Source organism: uncultured Methanobrevibacter sp., from assembly GCF_902770715.1.
Lineage (GTDB): Archaea > Methanobacteriota > Methanobacteria > Methanobacteriales > Methanobacteriaceae > Methanocatella.
Window position 1 is genome coordinate 20,986 of record NZ_CACXTS010000010.1, and the last position, 25,424, is coordinate 46,409.

The 25,424-nt window shown below is 32.9% G+C and carries 19 protein-coding genes; 17 read left to right on the forward strand and 2 right to left on the reverse strand.

Features of this window, described 5'->3' with window-relative positions; translation table 11 throughout:
- The first annotated feature begins 3 nt into the window (after positions 1 to 3).
- From QZU81_RS04275 to QZU81_RS04340, 14 genes are all read left to right on the forward strand, one after another.
- Positions 4 to 639: an HPP family protein gene (locus tag QZU81_RS04275; RefSeq protein ID WP_292823352.1), complete on the forward strand. Its 636-nt coding sequence runs from the start codon at positions 4 to 6 to the stop codon at positions 637 to 639.
- A 246-nt stretch (positions 640 to 885) separates the two neighbouring features.
- Positions 886 to 1,101 carry a hypothetical protein gene (locus QZU81_RS04280; protein WP_295589577.1) on the forward strand — a complete coding sequence of 72 codons (216 nt, stop codon included), beginning with the start codon at positions 886 to 888 and terminating at the stop codon, positions 1,099 to 1,101.
- A complete protein-coding gene (locus QZU81_RS04285; protein ID WP_295589578.1) occupies positions 1,059 to 2,780 on the forward strand; it encodes a hypothetical protein in 1,722 nt (573 codons plus the stop codon). The genes QZU81_RS04280 and QZU81_RS04285 overlap by 43 nt, the downstream gene beginning before the upstream one ends.
- Positions 2,781 to 2,941: 161 nt before the next feature.
- A complete protein-coding gene (locus tag QZU81_RS04290) occupies positions 2,942 to 3,583 on the forward strand; it encodes a queuosine precursor transporter (RefSeq protein WP_292823348.1) in 642 nt (213 codons plus the stop codon).
- A gap of 239 nt (positions 3,584 to 3,822) precedes the next feature.
- Complete coding sequence (locus QZU81_RS04295; RefSeq protein WP_295589580.1) at positions 3,823 to 5,112, forward strand: uracil-xanthine permease family protein; 1,290 nt, start codon at positions 3,823 to 3,825, stop codon at positions 5,110 to 5,112.
- Positions 5,105 to 5,731 carry a uracil phosphoribosyltransferase gene (gene upp / locus QZU81_RS04300; RefSeq protein ID WP_292851435.1) on the forward strand — a complete coding sequence of 209 codons (627 nt, stop codon included), beginning with the start codon at positions 5,105 to 5,107 and terminating at the stop codon, positions 5,729 to 5,731. Before QZU81_RS04295 ends, upp begins: the two co-directional genes overlap by 8 nt.
- 44 nt (positions 5,732 to 5,775) lie before the next feature.
- On the forward strand, positions 5,776 to 6,204 hold the full coding sequence (locus QZU81_RS04305; protein WP_295589582.1) for an EamA family transporter: 429 nt from the start codon (positions 5,776 to 5,778) through the stop codon (positions 6,202 to 6,204).
- A 380-nt stretch (positions 6,205 to 6,584) separates the two neighbouring features.
- Positions 6,585 to 8,693, forward strand: coding sequence for a nitrous oxide reductase family maturation protein NosD (locus QZU81_RS04310; protein WP_295589584.1), 2,109 nt, complete (start codon positions 6,585 to 6,587; stop codon positions 8,691 to 8,693).
- 130 nt (positions 8,694 to 8,823) lie between these two features.
- Complete coding sequence (locus QZU81_RS04315) at positions 8,824 to 9,909, forward strand: tocopherol cyclase family protein (protein WP_295589586.1); 1,086 nt, start codon at positions 8,824 to 8,826, stop codon at positions 9,907 to 9,909.
- Positions 9,909 to 10,607, forward strand: a complete 699-nt coding sequence (locus tag QZU81_RS04320; RefSeq protein ID WP_295589587.1) for a diacylglycerol/polyprenol kinase family protein — start codon at positions 9,909 to 9,911, stop codon at positions 10,605 to 10,607. The genes QZU81_RS04315 and QZU81_RS04320 overlap by 1 nt, the downstream gene beginning before the upstream one ends.
- A 117-nt stretch (positions 10,608 to 10,724) precedes the next feature.
- Positions 10,725 to 10,976 (forward strand): 2TM domain-containing protein, encoded by a 252-nt coding sequence (locus QZU81_RS04325; RefSeq protein WP_295589588.1) that lies wholly within the window; start codon positions 10,725 to 10,727, stop codon positions 10,974 to 10,976.
- Positions 10,977 to 11,252 (forward strand): 2TM domain-containing protein, encoded by a 276-nt coding sequence (locus tag QZU81_RS04330; RefSeq protein WP_295589590.1) that lies wholly within the window; start codon positions 10,977 to 10,979, stop codon positions 11,250 to 11,252.
- 3 nt (positions 11,253 to 11,255) lie between these two features.
- Positions 11,256 to 11,696, forward strand: a complete 441-nt coding sequence (locus QZU81_RS04335) for a LytTR family DNA-binding domain-containing protein (RefSeq protein ID WP_295589591.1) — start codon at positions 11,256 to 11,258, stop codon at positions 11,694 to 11,696.
- Positions 11,697 to 11,704: 8 nt separating this feature from the next.
- Positions 11,705 to 12,133 (forward strand): DUF3021 domain-containing protein, encoded by a 429-nt coding sequence (locus QZU81_RS04340; protein ID WP_295589593.1) that lies wholly within the window; start codon positions 11,705 to 11,707, stop codon positions 12,131 to 12,133.
- A gap of 24 nt (positions 12,134 to 12,157) precedes the next feature.
- Here QZU81_RS04340 and QZU81_RS04345 read toward each other — a convergent pair whose 3' ends face one another.
- Positions 12,158 to 13,684, reverse strand: a complete 1,527-nt coding sequence (locus QZU81_RS04345; RefSeq protein WP_295589594.1) for a hypothetical protein — start codon at positions 13,682 to 13,684, stop codon at positions 12,158 to 12,160.
- Positions 13,685 to 14,149: 465 nt separating this feature from the next.
- Between QZU81_RS04345 and QZU81_RS04350 the strand changes: the two genes are divergently transcribed.
- Positions 14,150 to 15,967, forward strand: a complete 1,818-nt coding sequence (locus QZU81_RS04350) for an Ig-like domain repeat protein (protein WP_295589596.1) — start codon at positions 14,150 to 14,152, stop codon at positions 15,965 to 15,967.
- A 263-nt stretch (positions 15,968 to 16,230) separates the two neighbouring features.
- On the forward strand, positions 16,231 to 19,230 hold the full coding sequence (locus QZU81_RS04355) for a right-handed parallel beta-helix repeat-containing protein (RefSeq protein ID WP_295589597.1): 3,000 nt from the start codon (positions 16,231 to 16,233) through the stop codon (positions 19,228 to 19,230).
- A 23-nt stretch (positions 19,231 to 19,253) separates the two neighbouring features.
- On the opposite strand, the gene QZU81_RS04360 is transcribed toward QZU81_RS04355, so the two are convergent.
- Positions 19,254 to 20,717 (reverse strand): hypothetical protein, encoded by a 1,464-nt coding sequence (locus QZU81_RS04360; protein ID WP_295589599.1) that lies wholly within the window; start codon positions 20,715 to 20,717, stop codon positions 19,254 to 19,256.
- Positions 20,718 to 20,932: 215 nt separating this feature from the next.
- Between QZU81_RS04360 and QZU81_RS04365 the strand changes: the two genes are divergently transcribed.
- Entirely contained in the window at positions 20,933 to 25,291 is a 4,359-nt protein-coding gene (locus tag QZU81_RS04365) for a right-handed parallel beta-helix repeat-containing protein (RefSeq protein WP_295589601.1), read from the forward strand.
- Positions 25,292 to 25,424: the final 133 nt, after the last annotated feature.

Here is a 25,424-nt window from a genome sequence, read left to right on the forward strand (position 1 = left end):
TTTATGAGAGCAAAAGAATTAATGGATAAAGATTTTGTATATTTAAACTGTGATGACAGTGTAGTGGATGTTTCAAAAGCAATGGAAGAGGTTAGACGTTTTACTTGTCCTGTCGTGAATGATAACAAGCAATTGGTCGGATGGGTAACCTCCTTTGACATTACTAAAGGTTTAAGAGAAGGCAATGAAAAAATTTCAGAGATTATGAGCAGTGCTGAAGAGGTTTCAACTGTTCATGAAGAGGATCCTGCAAGAAAAGCAGTGATTTTGACTGCAAACAACAAGTTCGTTACCGTGCCTGTTGTAAATGACGACAATCAGGTAATCGGTATGGTGCGCGCTTGCGACATTGTAGAACTGTTGTCTGATTTATACGATATTAAAGTTGAAAAATTATATAAAGCAATGCAAAATCAGCTCCATGGAGTAACATGGGAAGAGCTAATGGCGGCTTCCGCTTTGGTATCCCAAAAGACTACCGGTCAGAAAATCACAGCTGAAGAATATGAGGCCAGCATTGTTAATTCCACATTTGGTGAAGCAATCTGGGCAACCGGCGGTTTGGAAAAATTCTTTGCAGGTTTAATTTCTGTTGGAGAATTAGTAGTGGCTCGTAGAGTTGGAAATGCAAGAAAATAAATAATCACTGAGTAGTTTACAGACCTAAAAATGCATTAACTGGATTATAATACAACAATTAACTAATTGCTCGTGATATCTTTCAATTGATTAGATTTTTTAGGTTTTTCCTAAAATTTCTTTTAATTGAAACTCTTTTTAACAAATCTATTTTTTTCAAAATGTAATTCACATGAATTGTAAAATAATTTTTACATCAACTATTTAATCAATCTGACCAAATATTAGAATGGTTAAGGTGAATTCATGCGGTTTAAAACGAAATTTCTCATTATTTTGTTGATTTTCATAGTTTTGAATATAGCTGCCGTTTCTGCGAATGACGTTAATGTGACTGATTCTTATCAATTGGATGGAAATGGATCTGAATTGGTTGTGGATGATTATTCAAATGGCGGTGATGATTCAAATTCATTGATGTGTCAGATGATGCCAACATTACCGAGGAAATGGAAGTCATAAAGTCAACTCCGAAGATTTCTGTCAAGTCAACAAAGGTCAAAAGTAAGGATACATTAACAATTTATTTGAAGAATTCATCAGGAGATTCTATTAAATCTAAAAAGCTGACTGCATCCATTGGCAGTAAGAAATATTCAATTACAACAAATTCCAAAGGTGCAGCTGATTTAAACATTAACTTGGCGGCCAAAACCCATAAAGTAATTGTTTCTTTCGATGGGGACGATAAATTCAATCCTGTTAGCAGGCAATTCTCTATAAAAGTATCAAAATTAGCAACCAAAATCACCTGTTACACCAATTTTGTAGTCCGAGGGAATTATTTGTATTTTTATCTAACAGACCAGAATTCGAATGCAGTTTCAGGCAAAAAGATAATAATAAAATACAAAGGAAAAACGCTAGCCAAAAAAACCAATAAAAATGGAAGAATCGCATGCAAGATAAAGGCTCAGCCTTCAACATATTCTATAAATACCAAATTTAAAGGTGACAATCAGTTTAAATCATCTTCAAAATATCTCAAATTTCATGTAACATATGCAAGATCAATAAAGATAGGAAATTCCAAACTTCTGACAAACGGTTATTTGAGAATCTATTTGAAAGGATTGACCAAATCAGCAATTACAAAGAAAACCCTTGAGATTAAAGTCGGCAGCAATAAGTTCACCAAAAAGACAAATTCCGAAGGAATTATTGTTATTAAGCCTAAAGTCAAGGCAAAGACTTATACTGTAAGTGCAAAGTATGACAAATTCAAGGTTTTTAAAAAGATTAATTGTGTGGAAGGCAATGTAAAAGATCCGTTAAAAGAGAAAATTCCTACTAAAAACGGCATTCCAAACATTGATTTAATGCCTGGAAGCTATGTTATGGGGGATAATAGTGCAAAATACACATTGACTAAGGCACAATACAGGGAAGTCATAAAAAGGGATAGTTATTGTCTGTTCTTAAATAATAAATTATCCAAATACACCTTCTTCAAAACAAAAAATCATCCTAATACTAATCATATCATCAAGAGGGAAAAGTGGAATGTCATTGAAAGGGCAATTAATGTAAAATTGGTTCAAAAGAATAAGTATAATTATTGGCCTGGAGAAATTACCGTTTCTCTAAAGGGCAAAGAATATAAGTATCCGGAAGTGAGGGATGTTCAGTCTACAAATTATAATTGCGGACCAACTTCAGCAAGCGTGTGCACTCAAGTTTTAAGGAATTATTATTGTGAAAGATATTTAGCTAAGCAAATGGGCACAAATCCAGCTGATGGAACAAAATGCCCTTGGATTATTTCAGGTTTAAATAAAACAGGCTTTAACTGCACATACTTCTACAAGGCGTCTTTTGGTGATGCTTTAGATGAGCTTAAAAAAGGTGGAGCTGCTTTAATTTTCCACGCCGAAAGACATTATGTTACAATTTTGGACATAAGTGGTGACGGCAAAAAGGTTTTGGTTAGCAATTCATATGGCAGTTATGACAATATTCCAAGCAAGTGGATTAAGGTAAGTTATATGAAAAACAAATTTTCCGTATGGGAAGAAAGCGTTATTGTCAGACTTGATTACAATCTCAGCAATTCGACTAAGGACTCCATAAATTGTTTTTACAATAGTATGGGGGCCAATTGGTATCGCCACAATACCAATCAGAAAATGGGATTGACCTGAAAAATTACTATTTAAAAAATGTAAATATTAGGTTATTTTTTAATTTTAGACATTTTTTTCTTTTTTTTAGACAGATATTCAAGTTACCTTGTCTAAACTAAAATAAACTTGATATTTTTGAATGTTAAGTTTAAATACTGTTAAAATCAATATTATTTTGTATGGATTTAAATTTTGACTTTACTGAAAAACGTGTAATAATTACTGCATTTTTCTGTATGGCGTTTACAATCGCAAACTTGATTACTGTTAAAATTATTAACATTGGATTTTTAGGAATGGAAACTCCGGCTGGAGTTTTAATCTATCCTTTAGTATACATTTTAACAAACGTAATTGCAGATGTTTATGGCGAGAGAACAGCGCGCAGAACCCTCTTTTTAGGTATTGCGGTTGACGTGTTGTTTGTTTTCATGACAACATTAATATTGTTCTTGCCTTCTCCAAGTTTCTTTACAGGAGATTCAAGCTTAGCATTTGTATTTACCCAAACTCCAAGAATTCTTATAGCATCTTATATCAGTTACTTAATCGGTAACTTTGCAAATGCAAGAATGACTGTTATTGTTAACAGAGGAAGAGAATATTCATCAGTTTTAAACTTTGGAGTAATTGCTTTGAGTCAATTGATCGATAACTTTGTATTTATCGGTCTCGCATTCGTTGGTGTATATTCTCCTATCGAAATTTTAGTCATGATATTCTCACATTGGTTCTTAAGTTTGATTTGGACTGTAATCGCTCAACCATTTACAACTATGACTGTAAAATGGGCTGAGAAAGGAAAACCTGCAGAAGCTTAGATATTTAAATGGGAATTTTTTTCCCAACTTTTTTTTTATTTTTTCCATCAATTTTTCATGTAAAGAAAATATTTTATACTTTTATTCAGAGATATATTAATAATCAGAAATTGTTAAAACGATATCTGGAATAAGATTTACAAATTTTAGATATTTTTAGTTTAATTATTAAATCATTCAATAGAATTTTTTAAAATAATTAATCAATTTATGAAAAAATATAGAATTTTGTGATATATATGGAGGAAATAAATTCTAATATGATACATGGAACTGGTGAAAAACCGCCTGCACTTAGGATGCTTTTACTTGCTATTCAGCATGTATGTGCAATGTTTGGAGCTACAATTTTAGTTCCTATTGTTGTAAACACCACTGCAGGCGCAGATATTTTATCAATTCCTGTAGCATTGGTTTCATCTGGTTTAGGTACATTAATTTATTTAGTTTGTACCCGTAATAGGAGCCCAGTATATCTGGGAAGTTCGTTTGCATTCATTGCTCCGATGGTTACAGGTTATGCGATTGGGGGTACTGGAAGTGTATTTACAGCATTAATGATTGTTGGTATTGTTTATGTAATTATTTCATTGATTATACGTGTCACTGGTCCTGGTTGGATTAACAAGTTACTGCCTCCAGTGGTGGTTGGTCCGATGATTATGGTTATCGGTCTGTCTCTTGCCCCAACAGCTATCCAGGAGATTGGGTTGGATTTAGTGACCGTTCCATGGAATAATTTGTTTGTTGCTTTTGTTGCTTTTTTAATGACTGCAATTGTTGCAGTTCGTGGAAGAGGAATCCAGCAGGTCATTCCATTTTTAATTGGTATTATTGTAGGTTATATTGTTGCAGCATTTTTGGGTATGGTTGATTTTGCTCCGGTATGGTCTGCTCATTTAATTGAAGTTCCTAAATTTTACTTGCCATTTATGAATTATAATTTAAACTTTGCAGCAGTCCTGACAATTGTTCCAATTGCATTGGTAACAATGGTGGAGCACGTTGGGGACCACAAAGTGTTAAGTGAAATCATTGGCCGTGATTTAATCGAAGATCCTGGTCTTCAAAGAACATTGCTCGGTGACGGTCTTGCTACATTGTTAGCTGCATTCTTAGGGGGTCCTGCAAACACAACTTACGGTGAAAACACTTCTGTTGTGGGTATGACTCGTGTAGCATCCACTTATGTTATTGGTCTTGCAGCAGTTATTGCAATACTCTTTGCATTCTTAGGACCTTTAACTGCTCTTTTAACTGCTATTCCTCAACCTGTTTTAGGAGGTATTTCTGTATTGTTATATGGATTCATTTGTGTAAATGGTCTTAAAATATTAATCCACAACCAAGTTGACTTTACCAATACTAAAAACGTTGTTATAGCCGCAACTATGCTTGTTTTAGGTTTAGGTGGTGCAGCTTTATCATTTGTATATGGTGACTTGTCAATATCCATTTCAGGAATGTCTCTTGCAGCGATTGTTGGTGTATTGTTGAACTTGTTAGTGCCGGAGGAAAAACATGAATGAATTTGTATTAAATCACCCATTAATAACTCATAAGCTTGCAATTTTAAGAGATATTAATACTGGAACTAAGGAATTCAGGGAATTAGTCACTGAAATTTCTACAATCTTAATGTATGAAGCTATGAGAGATGCAAAACTTGAAAAAACAACCATTGAAACTCCACTTGAAAAAATGGAAACTGGTATGATTGATGAAGATAATTATGCTATTGTTCCAATTTTAAGAGCAGGAATGGGAATGGTCGATGGAGTCTTAAATGTTTTCCCTAATGCAAAAATAGGCCATATTGGACTTTACAGAAATGAGGAAACATTCCAACCTGTCGAATATTACTATAAAATGCCTGAAGGAATTAACAAAAGAGAAGTCTTAGTAATCGACCCTATGCTTGCAACGGGGGGAAGCGCATCTGCAACTATTTCAAGACTCAAACAGGATGGAGTAACCAAAATCAAGCTGTTATGTATTGTAGCTGCTCCGCAAGGTATTAAATGCATTGAAGATGACCATCCTGATGTTGAAATTTTCTGCGCTACAGTTGACAGGGAATTAAACGAAAATGCATACATTTTACCTGGTCTTGGAGATGCTGGTGACAGAGTATATGGTACAAAATAGTGAAGTTTATCTTCACTCAATTTTTCTTTTTTTTGGTGATTTAATTGAACTGGAACCTAGTTTGGCCTATTTTGATGGTTATTCTCGCAAATACGTTTTATAATGTATGCATGAAGTCAATGCCAAGTGATGTAAATCCGTTTGGTGCATTGATGGTTACTTATTTTGTAGCTGCAATAATTTCTGCAGTTATCTTTGCATTTGCTGTTGGACCATCTAATGTTGGTGTTGAAATATCAAAGATCAATTGGACATCAATCATTTTAGCATTGGTCATTGTAGGTTTGGAAGTTGGATATGTCTTTGTTTATCGTGCAGGTTGGCAGGTAAGCAATGCAAGCGTTGTGGCTAATATAGGTCTTGCATGCGTCCTTCTGGTTGTAGGATACGTCTTATATAGGGAAAATGTTTCCATTCGCCAAATTTTGGGAATTTTCGTTTGCATGTTCGGTTTGATTTTGATTAATTTGTGAGGGATTTGATGTATTGTCCGGTTTGTGGTGCATGGGTTGATGAAGGTCTGGAATATTGTCCGAAATGCGGATATGATGTTTACTGCATTGATGAAGAGGATGATATCTTTTAGGTCTACTTTTAAAATGCTTATTTTTTGTTTTTAGAATTGTTTATTTTTTCTGATTTTCGATATTACCTATAGGTTATATCCTTTTTTTATTAAACACTTAAATTCATTAGTTTTTATTAATATTTATTTAAAATGCTTTTTTTTAATTAAATTCTGTTAATGAATATAAAAAAGACAATAATATATACTAATAATTATTAAATATATATCATAAGATTAATTTAATGATAATTAATTCTTCTCAATCGATGTAAAAGGAGGTGAAACATGGATAAAAAACTAACCATTATTATAATGTTTATATTGGTTTTGTTTACTCTAAATGTTAGTGCAGCTCACGATATTGATAATTCAACGGATTTGGAGATGTCGGAGGAAGCTCATGAATTGCAGGCGGATTCTAATCAGCAAGTTTTGCAATCTGATTCATTAATTAAGACTAATATTAATGTTGAAAGCAATACTACCTTTGATGTAATCGGAGATTATTTTAAAATTAAGTTGAGTGATGAAAATAATAATACTTTAAAAAATACCAGGGTATCATTTACAGTTAATGGAAATACTTATAATCAAAACACTGATTTAAATGGTATTGCATCTCTTCAGCTTAGGTTGAAAGATGGGTCTTATAAGATTATTTCAAAATTCGCCGGGAATTCTAAATATCAATCAACATCAAAAACAACAACAGTTATCATGAACAATACCCGTGTTGTTGATAGTGGATTGAGTAACACTCAGATTCAAAAGATTATTGATAATGCAAAGCCGAATAATGTGATTTTATTTAAAGGCAAGAGCTATTCAGATGTTAATCTGATTGTCACTAAAAGTTTAACATTAATCAGTAATTCCAAAACCACATTAAAATCCAGTTCATCCAGTCCAGTAATCACAATTAAAGGCAAAAATGCTGCTTTAACCAAGATTAGTGGGTTCAATATTCAAAATGAAGGCAATGGTATTGAAATAAATAAGGTTGATTATGTAACAATAGTTAATAATGACATTACATCCAAAGGCGATGGTATTGTTGCAACCGGAACCAAATATCTTAATGTAACTAATAATAATCTTGTAAAAAACGCTAAAAATGGAATAACTATTGCAGATTCCAGTTATACTTATATCTTCAATAATAAGATAACCGGAAATGGTCAGAATGGTATCGTAGTTGCAAAAACAAGCAATCTTTATATCCATGGCAATACTATTTCAAGCAATAGCAGACATGGTGTCTACTTGACTACAAGCATTAATGGTGTTAATTATGGTGAAGGTTCTAAAAACATCCACATCAACAAGAATACGATTTCAAAAAACATTAAGGATGGAATTATAATATATAATGCTGGAAATAATGTTAATATCAAATCCAATTCCATTGAAGCGAATCATGGTAATGGGATTTCCATGTCTAAAATAGGATCAAATTCCATTCAATCCAATGTTATTAGCGATAATTGGGAAAACGGTATTCAATTCTTTGATGAATATGTCAAGCCTAATAATCAGGAAATTAGCTATAATGCAATTTTCAGCAATTTGCACATGGATGTTGAAGCAAGAGATACCTATTATCAGGAATATGGTGAAAGACTGCAGTTAGGAGATAATTGGTATACAGATTTTGCAGGAGTTTGTCCAAAAATTAAAACCAACAATATTAAGTTTACTGTTACACAAATTGGACCTAATAAATACCAGGCATTGTTTACTGATTCAAATGGAAATATTGCAAGTTTGCTTCCGGACAGAGTATTAACCTATAACAATAATGGTCAAAAAGTCAGCATTTCAATCAATGGTGGTGCAGGTGTATTTACTGTTGATGCAAATAATGGGGATATTGTAAGAGCAACTGTAGACAATTCTCGCAGAGACAATACTCATGATTTGGACACAAAAAACATTAAAGAGATTAATGGAAGGTCTCCGGAGTATAATTATCCGATTATTCCTCAATATGAGCTGTTTGGGGACATAGGTGATGGTACAGGTAATGGATCTGGAAATGGACAGGGCCATGGCGGAAATACTGCAAAAGGTGATGGAAAGTCATCCCATGAAAGCCGTGACAATACAGGAAACAGCACCCATAGCCAAAGTATGGACCCTAGTAACAGCGGCAATAATCAGATAAATGATGTTTCACAACCTGAAAGTGCACAAACTACCTCACAGGCAAGTGCATCCGATGCAGGTAAAGCTAATGATGCAAATTCAGGCACTCAATCTGTTGTAAAGCAAATTGTAATTGATGAAGATGAATTTTTCAAAGTGACAGGTATTTCATTTATAGTCCTATTGATAATATTGACTATCGGATTTTATTATCGTGAAGATATTAAAGAAATGAAATCCAAAATGTAAATTCATCTATTTTTCTTCTTTTTTTCTTTAATTTAACAATAACCTATTTATTATAATTAAAACAAACTTTATATCATATTACCTTTGGAGGATGTATATGAATAAAAGTGATTTGAAGAGAGATTATTTTATGCTCAAAGGTCCACTTGCCAAACAGGGATATGACTGGTGGTGGCACTCTTTAACTGCATATAATAAAAAAACAGGGGAACCAAAACCTTTTTTCATTGAATATTTTGTTTGCAATCCAGCATTAGCTGAAGAAGAACCAACTTTAGGACAATTGCCTGAAAATAAGGCTGCAGGTAAAAAACCGTCTTACTGTATGGTCAAAGCTGGAACATGGGGTAAAAATCCAAAGCAGATTCATAATTTCTATTCAATGAAATACTTTGAATGCCCTGATGATGAATTGAATATTAAAGTAGGTGATTGTAGTTTAACAGAAACTCACATGAGCGGATATTCAAGAGTGAGTGAAGAGGAAGCTCGCGAACATCCTGAATACATGTCTGATGCGGGTGACATGATGTGGGATTTGGATATTGATAAAAAAATCACTTTTAATGTGGGTTACGGTGCAAATTCATTATTTAGAAAATTAAACTCATTTGAAATGTTTTGGCATGCTGAAGGAATCAAAACTGAGTATAGCGGAACCATCTGGCTTGATGGTGAAGAGTATGAGGTTATTCCTGAAAAATCTTATGGATATGCCGATAAGAACTGGGGAGCGGACTTTACCTCACCATGGCTATGGATTTCATCATGTAATCTGACAAGTCTCAAAACCGGTAAAAAACTAAACAATTCCGCATTTGAAGCTGGTGGTGGAAGACCAAAGGCATTTGGAATATCCATACCTCGTAAATTATTGATTGGTTTTTACTATGAAGGTACTATGTATGAATACAATTTCGCAAGATTCTGGAATATGGTTAAAATAGACTTTGACTTTGAAGAAGGAGAAGATATCCACACATGGCATGTAAATGCAAGTAATAGAAATTCCAGAATGGAAATGGTACTTTACTGTAAACGTGATGAAATGATGTTTATTAATTACGAAGCTCCTGATGGCCAAAAAAGACACAACCGTTTATGGAATGGTGGAAACGGTTGGGGTGAAATCAAACTATACAAGAAAGACGGAACATTAATTGATCATGTTAAAATGGAAAATGCTGGCTGTGAATATGGGGAGTATGATAAGTAATGATATTCTCTGACATCCTTGCGTTAATTGTAGTATACATTTATGTAGCTGTCATTTTCGTTGTAGCCGAATTGGTTTTAAAGACAAGGCCTGAAGTTTCACGTAAATTTTTGCATATCATGGTAGGTAACATGATATTTGCCATGCCATTTTTCTCAGATCCGTGGGTAATGGTTTGGTTTTTAACACTTCCTATCACAATTGGTTTGTTCTTCTTAACTGAATACTCACCAATTACCATTAAAAACAGCGTAACCGAATCAGGCCATGCATTGGGACTTTTCTTTTATGCATTGATTTGGACAATATTGATTGCGGTATTTACAATGATTGCTCCTGCCGGCGACCCTAAATTCTACATTTGGATTGTGGCATTAGCTATTGTGCCTATGGTGTATGGTGACGGATTTGCGGCATTGATTGGCCAAAAATTCGGAAAACTCAAATACACAGTATTTGAAGGTCAAAAATCCGTTGAAGGATCTCTTACAATGTTTGTTGTCACAACTGTAATGAGCGTATTTGTATGGATGGTCTTCACTTCAATCGGATGTACAATGCCTGAATTCAATATAGTGTATATCATTGTCATCTCAGCAGTTGCAACTGTATGTGAAGCTTTAAGTTATGGCGGAATTGACAATTTGACAGTTCCTGCATTAACTTCAATTTTATATTATTTAGTAGCTGTATTATAGCTACTATTTCAATTCTTATTTTTTGCATTTCAGCAGTCGAATTTTGCATCTTAGACACATCGCCAAATAGTCATTTATATATTACTTTACTAACTATTGATATCGAATGGTGATATTATGAATTTAAGAGAACAGGCGGAAAGAAGAGTCGATGCAAAAATAAAATTTCAAGAAAATCTATATAAATATTTGATTGTAAATACTATAATAGCAGTAATATGTATAATATTCTTACAAAGCTTTTGGTTATTGGTGTTTGTAATGTTTTTCTGGGGAATTGAAGTTGTAGACGACTTTTTTAAAGCTTATCCTCTTAGTGATTATAGAGAAAGAATGATCAATAAAGAACTTTCAAAAATGGGTGATTAGATGAGTGATAACTTAAGGGCACTGGCTGAACAAAGGGCGGATGCAAAGATTAAATTCTTTAAAAACTTCAAGGCTTATGTAATTGTAAACGCAATTTTAGCTGTAATTAATGCAATATGCACTCCTGACTTCTGGTGGGTGCTGTTTCCTGTATTCTTCTGGGGTATAGGAGTGTTGGTTGATTTTCTAAAAGCATTTGTATTTAATGACAAATTTGACACTGAAGCTTATAGGGAGCAAAAAATTCAAGAGGAAATGGAAAAGTTAAGGAAATAAACTATGAAGGTAAATTTATTTGTTTCAAGAGATATTGAAGAGCCTTATGCAGATATTCACACCAATGAACTGACTGACAATATCACAAAGGCAATGTCAATTCTGGAAAGTGACGAGTCAAGCGAAATGCTGGCCGTTAAAAAGGGATCAGATTTTGCACTTTTGGAATTCAGTGATGTCTACATGTTCAGGGTTGAAGATAAGCAGGTGAAGGTATACACTGAAAAGGGTGAATATCAAATCAAAAAGCCATTGTATCAGGTTGAAGAAACTTTAACAAGCGATTTTGTTAGGATTTCAAAAACCACCATAGTCAACTTGAAAAAAGTCGAAAGAGTAGCTCCATCACTTAAGGGAATGATGTTCATACAGCTTAAGAATGGATTAAAGGACAATATCTCAAGGAAATATTTGCCGGATTTTAAACAGGCTTTGGATTTGTAGGTGAAAGCATGAAAATAGACTTAATTAAAAGATTGGCAATGGGTGCTTTCGTAGGTTGCTTTATTGTATTGTTAATCATGGCTCTGATGTCTTTTCAAAGGGGTCCTCAAAATATCAGCTTTGACGGTACCACAATAATAAATGCATTTTTAGGATCAATTGTTGTTGGTTGGGGATTTTCATTAACTGGATTAATATATGAAAGGGAAGATATCGCATTTCCACTTCAAGTTACATTCCAGATGGGCATTGGGATGGTGATATTGTTTATTGTAGCAATATATCTTCAATGGATGCCGATTAACCTTGGAATAGGCATCATTATAGAATGGATAATTATAGCATGCATATTTGCAGCTGTTTCCTGGTGCGGATTTTACATTTATTATTATCTGGTTGCACGTGACTTGAATAATAAGTTAAATATTAAAAAATAGTATTAAAGTAAATAGCTAAGCTATTTACTCCTCTTTTTTATGTCTTTTATATCCTATTGCAAGCAATATAATTACTAATGCAATGATTAGGAAATATTTTCTAAAATCAAAAATAATTTTTTTAGACACTGACGGTGTCTCATTAAGTTCATATGCATTTTTCTCTTTGCTTTCACCCACGGGTGATGAACTTGAATTACCGACGATTACTGTGTTCTGATTAGAATTCATCGGTTTGGAAACTGCTGAAGTTGCATTTACAGTATTTTGACTAATTTGAGGTTTGCCAGTTTCATCATTAGGTTGTTCATCGGATATTTTTTGATTCTGATTATTTTCAGGTTTTTTAAATTGTTTCTTTAAGTTATCTAAAGAATTATTCTGGAAATAATCTTTTAGCAAATCAGAATACTTGTCCAATAAATCAACATTCAATCTTTCAAACAAATCAGATTTGATTGTGTTGGATACTTTACTTCTTGAGGTAACGTTGTCCGGATCAATCACTGATGAGTCGTTCGGATTTTCATCTCCCCAATCGTTATTGTCAAACTGGGTATAGAGATTATAGGAATCCTTCCATTTTATGAATATTTCCTGACCGTAAGGGGAGGTATTGTTTGTAATTAGGTTATTATGAACGTTAATCACGGTTTTTGTGTTGTACATCGGTTGCTGGATGTAAAATGATCCTCCGGTTTCACCGCCGTTGTTATTTGCGATGATTGAATCTTGAAGATTAATGTCTCCTGATACCATTACAGCTCCTCCATTGGTCCCAGCCGTATTGTTTAGGAATATGCATCGTTTAATGTCAGATTTACCGGACCAGCTGTAATATGCTCCTCCCCATTCATCGGCATGATTGAACATGAAGATACAGTCCTGAACATCCCCAAAGCCATATACGCTAACCCTTATCGCTCCTCCATCACGATGAGCTGAATTATTGATAAAAACGCAATTGTAAATGTATGAATTGGCATAACATGTTGTAATTGCCCCTCCATCGTGATCGGCATGGTTGTTAATGAATAATGAGTTATTAACTAACAGATAACCTCTGTTCTGTTTGGTTCCGTAATTGGATATTCCTCCAGCATTCGTATCGTTTAATGCAGTGTTGTTTATAAAAATGCAATTATCAACAACAACATTTCCTGTTTCTATTGAGATTGCTCCACCAAAATTGTCTGTTAATCCATTGATGAAAGTGATGTTTTTGAAAGTAACATAAACATCAGGGCTTCTAATTAGGAAGATGCTTGATTTATGTCCTCCATCGATAATGATGTCCCTTGGATTCCCATTTCCTTGGATGGTGATGTTTTTTGTAAGTTTGATATTATTTAATTGGTAAGCTCCAGGGGTTATTGTGATTTTGGCATTGTTTTTGGCATTATTTATTTTGCTTTCTAAATCGACAGGGGCCTTTGCTAACATATCATCATTAGTTTCATCAAGGTATAATGTCTCTTCAGGGTTAATTTCCAAATTTGTGTCATTATCATAAGCATTGACGGAACTAATTGAAATTAGGATAATTGTCATCAATAATATAATCGATAGGCATTTTTTTATGTTCTCACCTCCTTTTTGTAATTCGAAGGATGTAATCATCAATTATGCTTTTTGTTTTTGATGATATATAATAATATTCTTAACATAGAGGATTTATAAACGATATGAAATATATTACAAGTATATAAAATATTATTTAAATTATTTATTTTGCTATTATTCTATCATATATTAATTATTTTAGTTAATTAATTATTTTAAATTAATTTTATTAGTTATTATAATCATTTTATTTGTTGTATGTTGTTATTTGTTTTTTAATTAATTTTTAAAAAACATCGATAAACGATAAGATTTATATTACAAGTCGTTACATAAATAATATCACTAATATAAAAATATTGTTAATTTATTAGACGATTGTTAATTTTGGTTTAATTCAGGCTATTTTCATATTAGTATCAATTTTCAAAAATTTATTAATGGAGAAATATCATGAATAACAAAAAGATTTTATTGTCTTTTCTTTTAGTTGTTTTAATTGCATTCTCTCTTGGTTCAGTTTCCGCTGAAAATGCAACCGATGCTCTTGCAGTGGATGATGCTGTAGATGTTGTTTCAGTGGATGAACCTATTCAACCGGCTAGTGACAGTGTTGATGATGTGCAAACCGCAGTTGATTCAGCTAAAGAAGGAAATACTGTAGACTTAAGTAAATATGCAGAATATGATTTTACTGATAAGACTGTAACAATCAGTAACAATGGTGTTATTGTCGATGGTAAAGGTACCACAACCATTAAAGGTTATGGTGACGGTAATGGTATTTTTGCTATCAAAGCTCAAAATGTAACTATTCAAGGTATTAAATTCATCGACACTAATCCTAAAAATGATTTTAAATACAATGGAACTACTGCAGGTTGGGGTATTAGTGCTTCAGCAGCTAATGGTGGTTTAATTAAAGATTGTGAATTCACTGATTTCAACAGTGGTGTTGTTGTAATGCAAACTACTGGTTTTACAATTCAAGACAACAACTTTACTGGAGGATACTCTACTTTATTAGCTAACGATCCTACAGTAAACAAAGAACAAGGTTCCAAATCATTAAACATTTACAGACAATCTTCACAAGTGACTGTAAAAGGAAACAGATTTGTTGGACCTATTCTTGATGGTGTATCCATTGCACAAGGAAGTGGAGCTAACTATGTTTTAGACAACTACTTTGAAGGTAACTGTTACTCCATTTACTTCGGTGGTGCTTCCACTGCAGGTTCATTAATTGCTAACAACACTTTCGTAAATTGTGGTTTCTTTAAAGAAGGATCTATTGATTGGAAAGGTTTACCTGTAATCAGTATCCAAAAAGCATCTGATGACATTGCTATTACTGATAACACTTTTGAAGTTATCGATGGAAATGTTTTAATTGCAGCTGAAAAAGGTAACGAAGCTCACGGTTTCCCAACTCCAATCGGTAATATTAACATTACTGGAAACACTGTAACCAAATACGCTGATGATGTTGATGCATCAACTGTAACATTATTCAATGTTTTAATCAGAGATGCTACTTCCTTAAATGTAACTTCACCTATTGACGTATCTAAAAATACTCTTGCGGCTGGAGTTAAAGGTATTTCAATCAACTTCGATGGAAATGAAATATTCTCTGCTACTGAAGCTTTATTAAATGAAACCTTAGACGCAAATCATGTATACAGTGCAAACACTTTATACGACACTGTGTTAACCGCAGCTAATATTAAAATTTACGCTGGTAACAATGGTAAATTACAAGTTACCTTAAAAGATTCCAATGGTGTTGCATTAACCAACAAAAAAGTTTCTATTATTATTGATGGTGTAATTAAAGAAGCAACTACTAATGCAAACGGTGTTGCTACTTTATCTGTTAAATATGCGGGTGCAACCACCAAATATGCAGCTATCGTATACGCTGGTGAAGGTAATTTATACAAATCTTCCATCGCTACCGCTAAAATTACTGTGCTTAAAAAAGCTACCAAATTAACTGCAGCTAAAGTTAAAGTTACCGGTAAAGCTAAAAAAGTTATCAAAGTTAAAGTAACTTTAAAAACCGGTAAAACTGCAATTAAAGGTAAAAAAGTAACTATTAAAGTAAACGGTAAAACTTTCTCTGCTAAAACCAGTGCAAAAGGTGTAGCTACTATTAGCGTAAAAGTTGCTAAAAAAGGAACTTTCAAAGCTGCTTTCAAATTTGCTGGTGACGCTGCTTACAAAGCATCTTCATCCAAAACAGTTAAATTTACCATAAAAAAATAGATAAGTAATATTTTTATTACTTATTTTTCTTCTTTTTTTTCAATTTTAAAAATCTATAAATATAATTTTCAATATAACAATTATCATGTTATTCAGTTAATTTTATAACGATAATTCTAAATTTAATATAATTATTCTATTTATCTTATTATTGTTTTAATTTCATTGAATTTTGTTAAATTGTATTATTAGGTGGGGATATTATAAAAAAATTTCAATTTAAGTTGATTATCTTATTAATATTGATTTTTTCGATATTACTTATGAATAATGTCTATGCTGAAGGCAATTCAACTGTTAATTCAACAGTGCCTGACGATTTCAGTTCAATTCAAGGTTTAATCGATAATGCAAATCCTGGAGATTCCATTCACTTGGAAAATAAAACATATGAAGGCAGTGGGAATGTTATCAAGATTGATAAGGATATAAATATTTATGGTGTTGATTCGTCATCTACAATTTTGGATGCTAATTCAAAATCAAGCATTTTTATCATATCCAAAAGGACAACAGTTAATGTCTATGGAATATCATTTGTCAATGGAAAAACTACTGGAAATGGCGCTGCAATTGAAAGCGAGGGGATTTTGACAATTAAAGATTCTAAATTTATTAATAATTCTGCGGATTATGGTGCCGTACGAGGATCTGCAGGCTCTTCATTAACTGTTTACAATTCACTATTTGCAAATAATTATGGTAGTGGAGGAGGAGCTGCAATTGACTCATTTTATTCCACTACAAAAATAATCAATTGTACATTTCTCAATAACTACGGTCATGAGGGAGGAGCAATTTATAACAGATTCAGCGATATTCAGTTAATCAATTCTAATTTTATTAATAATTCCGCAACAAGAGGTGGAGGAATTTACAATAATAGGGGGTATCTGGTTATTAAAAACTCTAAATTTTATTCAAATTCAGCATCTCATTTAGGTGGCGGAATCAAGAGTTGGGGATACTGTGAAATATATGACAGTGATGTTAGAAACAACAGGGGCCAGTATGGTGGAGGAATGTATATCTCCGAATTCACAATGACAGTAATAAATACATTAATTGTCAATAACACAGCAGAAGAAGGGGGAGGTTTGATTGCCGACTCTTTTGGCAGTTTAATCATATCTGATTCTAAAATAAACAGTAATCATGCTAATTATGGGGGTGGAATTTCTGCGGATACCGGTAATGTCAATGCAAAGAATTGCATTTTCACTGATAATGTTGCAAAATATAAGGGCGGAGGAATTTCATCAGCATTAGGCACTATTGCAGGCGTCGAATTCTCTTGCAGTCTGAAAGATGTTGTTTTAATCAATAATTCTGCACAGTATGGCGGCGGGTTAAATTTGGTTAAACTTTATGGCAGTAACTTTAATAATGTTACATTAATGAATAATTCTGCAGCTGTAGGTGGTGCAATATACAATACCGGTGATTTTACTTTTGATAAATTTACAATTACATCAAATAATGCTGATAAAGGAGGGGCAATTTATAATAAAGGAACTTTAATATTATCTAATTCTAATGTGAACTCCAATCAGGCACCAAATGGTGGTGCAATATATAATGATGCTGATTTAACTATAATCAAATCAAACTTAAAATCCAATTCTGCTTTCGATGGAATTATTTATAATTGTGAAAATGTTGAAATTCAAGATTCAATTATGGACAGTAATAATGCAGACAATTATGGTGGAGTTATATATAATTTAGGCGCTTTATTTGTAAATAATGGCAATTTTAAATCAAATGAGGCTTCAATGGCTGGCGCAATATATAATATTGGAAAAAGCTGTGAAATCAGTAACTCCCTATTCAATGAAAATAAGGCTTCAAGAGGAGCAGTAATCTATACAAATGTTGATTTAACTGTCTCAAATTCTAAATTCCAAAAAAATGTAGTCTCCCATAGTTTGGGAATAATTAATATTCATGCAGGAAATGTGAACCTCTCTGATTCAATTTTTGATTCAAATACGGGGTCTGATGAAGGAGGAGTTATTTTCAACATTGATGGAACCATATTAATCAATAATTCCAGATTCACTTCGAATAAGGCTTTAAGCTACGGTGGAGCTATCGATAATTCTGGTCAGTTGACTATCATGAACTCCTTATTTGATAAGAATCAGGCTTATGGTGCTGGTGCTATAGACAATGGTGGAAATCTAACAGTAATTAAATCTAATTTCACCAACAATATTGCAACTAAAAACGGAGGTGCAATAAATAATAATAATTTATTAAACGTTGTGGGATCCGTTTTTGAAAACAATGTTGCAGGTGGTGAAGGTGGAGCGATTATTGCAAGAAAGGATATCAATTTAACATATTCTTCTTTATTTAACAATAAAGCGGCTGCCGGTGAGGCAATTTATTTTAATGATCAAAACAGTAATTTGACTAATAACTGGTGGGGAACAAATAATCCAAACTTTGATAAATTGGTTAATCTAAACCTTTCAGATGAATTTAATTGGATAATTATCAATCTAAAAAATAAAGCCCCATTGATGCAATACGAGCTGGCCAAATTTGTCATTGGCATCAATACGACTGATAATAATCTGGATTCTTTAGAAGCATTACCTAACTTTAAAGTTACATTATCAAATATTGGCACTCTAACTACTGTAAAAGGAGTTATTTCAAAATCGGTTGTGATTCCTGCAAAGGCTTCCATAACTGCTAGGATTAACAGCCAAACTTTCACATTCAAAGCGGTTAAAAACCCATCAAAAATTACCAATAATAAGAATGTTGTTGTGGATTATAAAGGAAAAGTAACATTTAAAGTTCGTGTTATTGGAAATAAGGGCAAATATGTTGGCAAAAACGAAGTTATTGTAATGAAAATAGCCGGAAAATCATATAAAGTCAAAACCAATAGTAAAGGGTATGCATCTAAAACATTCAGTTTAACTCCAGGCAAGTATAAAATCACAACTTCCTATAAGGGATCAACAGTAAAAAATACAATAACTGTTAAAAAAGTCTTAAAAGCCAAGAGCAAAACCGTGAAAAAATCTAAAAAGATTAAATATAGCGCTGCTTTGAAAACAAGCAAAGGCAAAGCGATAAAGAATAAAAAGGTTACCTTTAAAATTAAAGGCAAAACCTACAGTGCCAAAACAAATAAGAAAGGCATTGCTACTGTCAGCTTTAAGAATCTAAAAGTCGGCAAATATTCTGTGGTAGTCAAATACTTGAAATCACAGGTAAAGATAACTTTAAGAGTTAAAAAATAGATTGGAGGATAAGTTATTTATCCTCATTTTTTGATTTTGATATAAACTGTTTTTTTAGATGCCTTGTATAATTTGTCTCCAGCAAATTTGATTGTAGCTTTAAATTTTCCTTTTTTTGTTATTTTGAGTTTAAACACTGCTTTTCCTTTGGAGTTGGTCTTTGCAGTATAAGTTTTTCCTTTTACTCTAAGAGTCACTTTTTTCTTTTTAAGAATAGTTTTTCCAGATTTCAAGGCAATTGTGTACTTTTTAACTTTTTTCAGTTTAAATGTTTTGGTTTTTGCAGTAATTGCTGTTTTTTTCTTCGTAACTTTTTTAGTAACAGTTTTTACAACAGTCTTGGCAGGGTTTGTTGATTCCTGTTTGGCAATATTATTGTAAGTTAAATTGATTAGAGTTTTATTGCCACATTCAATATAAAGTTCAGTTGCATAAGTTGAGGGGTTATTATTGAATGTAATGTTTTCAAGCCTTACATTTTTGTTGGTGATGTAAATGGATTTCGCTTGTTCGGCTTTATTATGGTCAAATTTGCTATTTAATATTGAAGCGTCATAGCAATCAGTATAAACGGCACCGGCTGTTTTGGCAGCGGAGTTTTCAGTGAAATTGCAGCAGTATATGCTTCCATCTCCTTTTAAGCAAATGGCTCCTGCATATGCTCCATTATTTTTTATAAAAGTCGAATTTTTAACAGAAATTTTATTTTCGTTTGTAATTGCTCCGCCATATCCAATGGCTGTGTTTTCTTCAAACATGCAGTTTTCAGCTGTCCCTGTTGAGAAGAAATAAAGCCCGCCTCCGTCGGAAGCAATATTTTTAGCGAATTTTGAATTCAATATTTTTGTATCTTCACAGCAGAATACCCCTCCTCCGAGATATTTTGCAAAGTTATTGTCAAATTCACAGTTGTTCATTACACTTTCGCTTTGAAAATCAACGGCACCTCCAAAATAAGCGGAATTATTCACGAATTTGGAATCTGTAACTGTAGCGATTTTTTCAAAATAAACGGCTCCACCTATTTGCGGTGATGCACAATTTTTAAAATTTGAATTGCTAATTTGTCCGTTGAGTCCAGACCAATAAATTCCACCACCATTTGACTTGGAATATCCGTTGGTAATAACAAGATTCTTTAAAATTACATTATTTGATTTGATATTAAATATTCTGGCCTGATTATTGGCATCAATCGTATGGCCCTGGCCATCAATGATCAAATCATCTATATCTATTGTAATTCCATCTGAGTAGGATACGTCTTTATCGCCATTGAATGCATAATCCTTTGTCAAGTTCAATGTTTTTGTTTGTGATGATGCATTAATTTCATCATTCAGTGTTGAAAAATCATTCAAAGAGGTTTCCAATTTATCATTAGTGTAATCTTCTGAAATATCCAATATGGAATCATTTTCATTGATTTTTGTTGCATTAACACAAGATAATGTAATTAAAATGAGTAATAGGATACTTAAAATCATGATTTTGTTTTTAATGTTTAATCCCCCACAAGTTCATATAATCTTTTTTATAGTTTTATTTCTATATGTATTTTACTTCAATTCATTCCATTAAAAAATACATAATTTTCATTTTAATATATAAATAAACCGAAATACATTAAATATATCGATAGTATAATAATTAATATTGATATATTATTTCAATCGTTATAGAAAAAAATTGTGGGAAAATTATGATAAATAAAAAAATTTTTGTAACTTTATCCTTATTATTGGTTGCATTAATGTGTATAAGTTCAGTTGCGGCTATTGAGGATAATTCTAATAATAATTTAACATCTGATTCATCGAGTATGGAACTTAAAAGTAACGATGGCTCTGATTTAACTGAATTAAGTGTAAGTAGTGATGATTCTGCATTGTCAACACCAAAAACTACCGTTGTTGATAAAAATGGGGGAAATCATAACGAAATGAATGAGCATACTATCAGAAATGCCATACAGTCTGCAAATGCTGGAGATACAATAATTGTCAATGGTCAGAATTATGAGCATGTTCACGTCACCATTGATAAAAAAGTAACAATAAAAAGTGAAATTGGAACTGTTTTGAGTCCTTGTTCCAGTTCAGCAGTATCCGGATATCATGGAATCTTCTATTTGACTTCAAAGGCTAGCGGTACTGTAATTGAAGGATTTAATTTCATTGGAGATGGCATGCTTTACGGCAATGGAGATTATGGCATTCTCATAAATGGGGCTTCAAATGTAATCATTAGAAATTGCACATTCTCCGATATGGGCAGTGGAGATGCAATCAGATTGGAAAATGCCAATGGTGCAACAATTGATGATGTGGCAATTTCCGATGCAATATATGGAGTTAACATCAAGAATTCTAACAATGTTGTTGTTAAAAATTCAGATATAAAGAACAATAAGGTTGCGGCCGTTTCAGTTGCCGGATCAAGCAAAAATACAAACATCAAATTCAATAATCTTACCAATAATGGTGTTGGTGTCAATTTGACATCTTCCAATTATGTTTACATCTTAAGCAATTACATAGCTTATAACACCCATGGTGTTTATGTCAACTGCAATATTACCAGAATAGAGATTAAGGGTAACTTCTTCAATCAAAATAAGATGTATGAAATTTTAAATGATTATAAAGTTAGAAATTTGGTCAATTCAGCTAAAAGAATCGGATATCCTGATTTGGAAATCATCGATAACAATTACATGGTTGGTCTTGAAGGAGCACAGGAAGAAAGGCCGGTCTTCCGCAATACCTTTGAATACAGAGGTACAAACAAAGGTGATTATTCATATGATTCAGCCAATGATGTCTTCAACTATGTGGGGGACAATAAGGGAGATTACATATCAAATAAGGGAGCAGTTTTCTTAAGGTATGTATTTGAGATAAATAAAAACGTTAACTGCCCCGTAATTTTCTATAACTATGATAAAGGGGTTCAATGGTCCTTAAGCGGAAATTATGAGCTTCAGTTAAGTGAGATTAAACAGGTTAAAAAAGGAATCTATTCCATTTCAATTGTGGATGAAAACGGCAACATTGCAAAGGATTTAAGTTCCGTTCCGGTAACCTTTTACTTAAACAAGGTTACAAAACATGTAAAACCTGATGAAGGAGATATCTACAGAACAGTAATGATGGTGAATGGAACTGCAACAGTAAGGTTCTATCAAGACGAATTTGCCGAAACTGGCAATGTCATAACCGCTGTTGTTCCAACAAATGGGGTCAATTTTGACAATAAGGTATCCAAAACTTTCACAGTAGCAGATGAATCCATTCCGGGAACACCGTCAAACACTACCTTGACAGTCTCTAATCTAAATACCTATCCAAATTCCAATCAGCAATTGGTTATAACCTTAAAGGACAGCAACGGAAATCCTGTAGTTGGCGAAACCGTGACAGTCAAACTCAACTCTAAGAGTTTCACACCTAAAACCGATGCTAACGGCCGCGCAACAGTTAAAGTAGCAATTGCAAAAGAAGGTACATACACAGCAAATATTATTTATCCTGGTGATGAAGTCGATTATGAAGGATGTAGTGCTCAAGCAAAAGTTGTAGTCAAAAAAACCACTACAAAATTAGTTTCAGCTAACTTAAACATGATTCCAAAAATGGCCGAATACTATTCAGTCACATTAAAGGATGCATCCGGCAAAGCCATTGCAAAACAAAAGATAACATTCAAGGTCAATGGAAAGAAATATACCAAAACCACAAATAGCAAAGGTGTTGCTAAAGTTAAGTTAAAATTCTCTAAAAATAAGAAAACCTACAAAATTTCCATTAAATTTGCAGGAACCAATAAATATAAGGTAGCTTCAAAAACAAAGAAAATTGTTGTCAAATATTCTTCAAAAACTGCAAAATTATCAACACCTACCGTAACAATCCCTCCTAAAACATCCAAAACTTACACTGTAACATTAAAGGATGGAAACGGAAAAGCTATTTCAAAACAGAAAGTTTCTGTTAAAATCAATGGCAAAACTTACACTAAGAAGACAAACTCTAAAGGCCAGGTTAAGATTAAAGTGAAATTCTCCGCTTTAAAGAATTATAAGGTAAGTGCAAGCTATAAGGGAAGCAAAGTCTATAAAAAAGCTTCATCTTCCGGTAAAATTAAAGTTGCAAAAATAAAAACCAAACTCACAACCCCTACAGTTTCAGCTCTTCCAAAAGAAGCAAAAACTTACACAGTAACTTTAAAGACCAGTACTGGAAAAGCATTAGCCAAACAGAAAGTAACTCTCAAATTAAATGGTAAAACCTACACTAAAACCACAAACTCTAAAGGTAAAGTAAGTTTATCCGTCAATTTGGCTAATGAAAAGACATATTCTGTAGTTGCTAACTATAAGGGAACTGCAGTTTATAAGGCATCAAAATCCACTGGAAAAGTCACTGTTGCCAAATTAGGCACAGTTATAGAAAGCTATAACAGAACATTTTCAGCAGATGCCCAAAAGGATTATCAGATTTCTCTAAGGGATGCCTCAGGAAATGCCTTAATCAATAAGACATTGACATACGAGATTAATGGCGAAAGCTATTCTAAAGCTACCGATGATAGCGGTAAAATTAGAATAGACTTGGCAACCAACAACGTCACATCCTTTGATATTAAGATCAGCTATTCCGGTGATGATAAGTATAAGGAAACTTCAAATACTAACAGGATTGCCATTTTAAATGAATCCGGAATCATATTTGTTGATGAGGGCTTGCCGAATTCAGAAATCCAATGCATTTTAGATAATGCTCCTATTTGGTCTCATGTTGAATTTTTAGGAGATTATTACTTTGACATTTCATTAACAATTAATAATGAATTGAATATTTATTCTAGGAATGTAACTATTCTAAACGCTCCTTTAAATAGTCCTGCTTTAAAAATAGTGGCCGATACCGTATCTATTAGCAATTTTGTCATTTGTGGAAATTCAAGTGATGCTGTAGACATTATCAATGCGCATAACGTAAATTTAATAGGTAATTCAATTGTGAATCATTTAGATGAATCCAAAATTGAAAGCTATGTTGATGGAACCGTTAATATGCCGGGATATGGAGTTCGCATTTCAAATTCCACTGGCATATTGTTGTATGGAAATAGTTTATCTTTGTTTGAAAGCGGTATTTTCGCAGAATACTCTTCTAATTTACTAATTGACAACAACACATTAAGGGAGAATAATTATGGTATCAAATATGGATTTGGAGTCTCAAATACTGAAATTGTTAATAATGAAATTTCTCAGCAAACCGGTTTGTATATCATGACAGTCCCTGAAGGCCCGTCAGGTTATGGAATATTCTTAAACAACTCTGCTGTTAATGTAACAATCAACCATAATCACATTGCCTGGAATCATTTGGGAATTTCTCTTGATGCAAATTACTCAACAGGCATTGTTATTACCCAAAATACAATTACTGACAATGTATTGGAGGGCATGAGATTTAATGCAGGATATGATTTGGCCGAAAATGCAGTTGAACCTATTGTAACCGATAATGCAGTCTATAGGAATGCAAGAGGTCCGAGCATGATGATTTTAGGTGAGATGAGTGCAAATCCTGAAGGAATTTATGGTCCTGGCCAATGGAATGAATCATTGAGGCTAAAATTGGATCCGAACTGGTACGGTACAAACAATCTTGTAACATGGGACTATGATACTGGCGTTGTAGGCTATGGAACAATGTGTCCTAGAATCAGCACAACAGCAATCAAATTCGATAATGTAACATGTAATTCTCCAGGTGATTACAGCATAGTATTCTACAAAAACGGTGAAGTTGCATCAAACCTTCCGGAATTTGACATGTTTGCGACTTTGAATAGGGGAACCTCTAAAGAAATTGAAGTAAACTTTAATGTTGTAAATGGTGTAGGTTCATTTAAATTCGATTCAGCGAATTTTAATGCTGAAAATAATGTCATTGAAATATCTGTTGGGTCTTTGCTTGATTCCACATACAGGACATTTAAAATAACTTCAACTTATGAAGTTCCTGCAAGCGAAATTCCGGCTTAAATAAATATGTTTTATGCATATTTATTCTTTTTTTATTTTTTCATATATCGTTGCTTAAAATAATTGTCTGTTTTTCACAATAGGTATGCTTAAATTAATTATAAACATTTTTAAATTGATAGTAACAATGGAA

Excerpts from the sequence above, each read along its gene's own strand:
- QZU81_RS04330 (WP_295589590.1), top strand. The coding sequence starts at position 10,977 with ATGAGTGATAACTTAAGGGCACTGGCTGAACAAAGGGCGGATGCAAAG.
- QZU81_RS04355 (WP_295589597.1), top strand. The coding sequence starts at position 16,231 with ATGAATAATGTCTATGCTGAAGGCAATTCAACTGTTAATTCAACAGTG.
- QZU81_RS04310 (WP_295589584.1), top strand. The coding sequence starts at position 6,585 with ATGGATAAAAAACTAACCATTATTATAATGTTTATATTGGTTTTGTTT.
- QZU81_RS04340 (WP_295589593.1), top strand. The coding sequence starts at position 11,705 with ATGAAAATAGACTTAATTAAAAGATTGGCAATGGGTGCTTTCGTAGGT.
- QZU81_RS04345 (WP_295589594.1), bottom strand. The coding sequence starts at position 13,684 with ATGACAATTATCCTAATTTCAATTAGTTCCGTCAATGCTTATGATAAT.
- QZU81_RS04290 (WP_292823348.1), top strand. The coding sequence starts at position 2,942 with ATGGATTTAAATTTTGACTTTACTGAAAAACGTGTAATAATTACTGCA.
- QZU81_RS04315 (WP_295589586.1), top strand. The coding sequence starts at position 8,824 with ATGCTCAAAGGTCCACTTGCCAAACAGGGATATGACTGGTGGTGGCAC.
- QZU81_RS04295 (WP_295589580.1), top strand. The coding sequence starts at position 3,823 with ATGGAGGAAATAAATTCTAATATGATACATGGAACTGGTGAAAAACCG.
- upp (WP_292851435.1), top strand. The coding sequence starts at position 5,105 with ATGAATGAATTTGTATTAAATCACCCATTAATAACTCATAAGCTTGCA.
- QZU81_RS04335 (WP_295589591.1), top strand. The coding sequence starts at position 11,256 with ATGAAGGTAAATTTATTTGTTTCAAGAGATATTGAAGAGCCTTATGCA.
- QZU81_RS04325 (WP_295589588.1), top strand. The coding sequence starts at position 10,725 with ATGAATTTAAGAGAACAGGCGGAAAGAAGAGTCGATGCAAAAATAAAA.
- QZU81_RS04275 (WP_292823352.1), top strand. The coding sequence starts at position 4 with ATGAGAGCAAAAGAATTAATGGATAAAGATTTTGTATATTTAAACTGT.
- QZU81_RS04365 (WP_295589601.1), top strand. The coding sequence starts at position 20,933 with ATGATAAATAAAAAAATTTTTGTAACTTTATCCTTATTATTGGTTGCA.
- QZU81_RS04320 (WP_295589587.1), top strand. The coding sequence starts at position 9,909 with ATGATATTCTCTGACATCCTTGCGTTAATTGTAGTATACATTTATGTA.
- QZU81_RS04360 (WP_295589599.1), bottom strand. The coding sequence starts at position 20,717 with ATGATTTTAAGTATCCTATTACTCATTTTAATTACATTATCTTGTGTT.
- QZU81_RS04350 (WP_295589596.1), top strand. The coding sequence starts at position 14,150 with ATGAATAACAAAAAGATTTTATTGTCTTTTCTTTTAGTTGTTTTAATT.
- QZU81_RS04280 (WP_295589577.1), top strand. The coding sequence starts at position 886 with ATGCGGTTTAAAACGAAATTTCTCATTATTTTGTTGATTTTCATAGTT.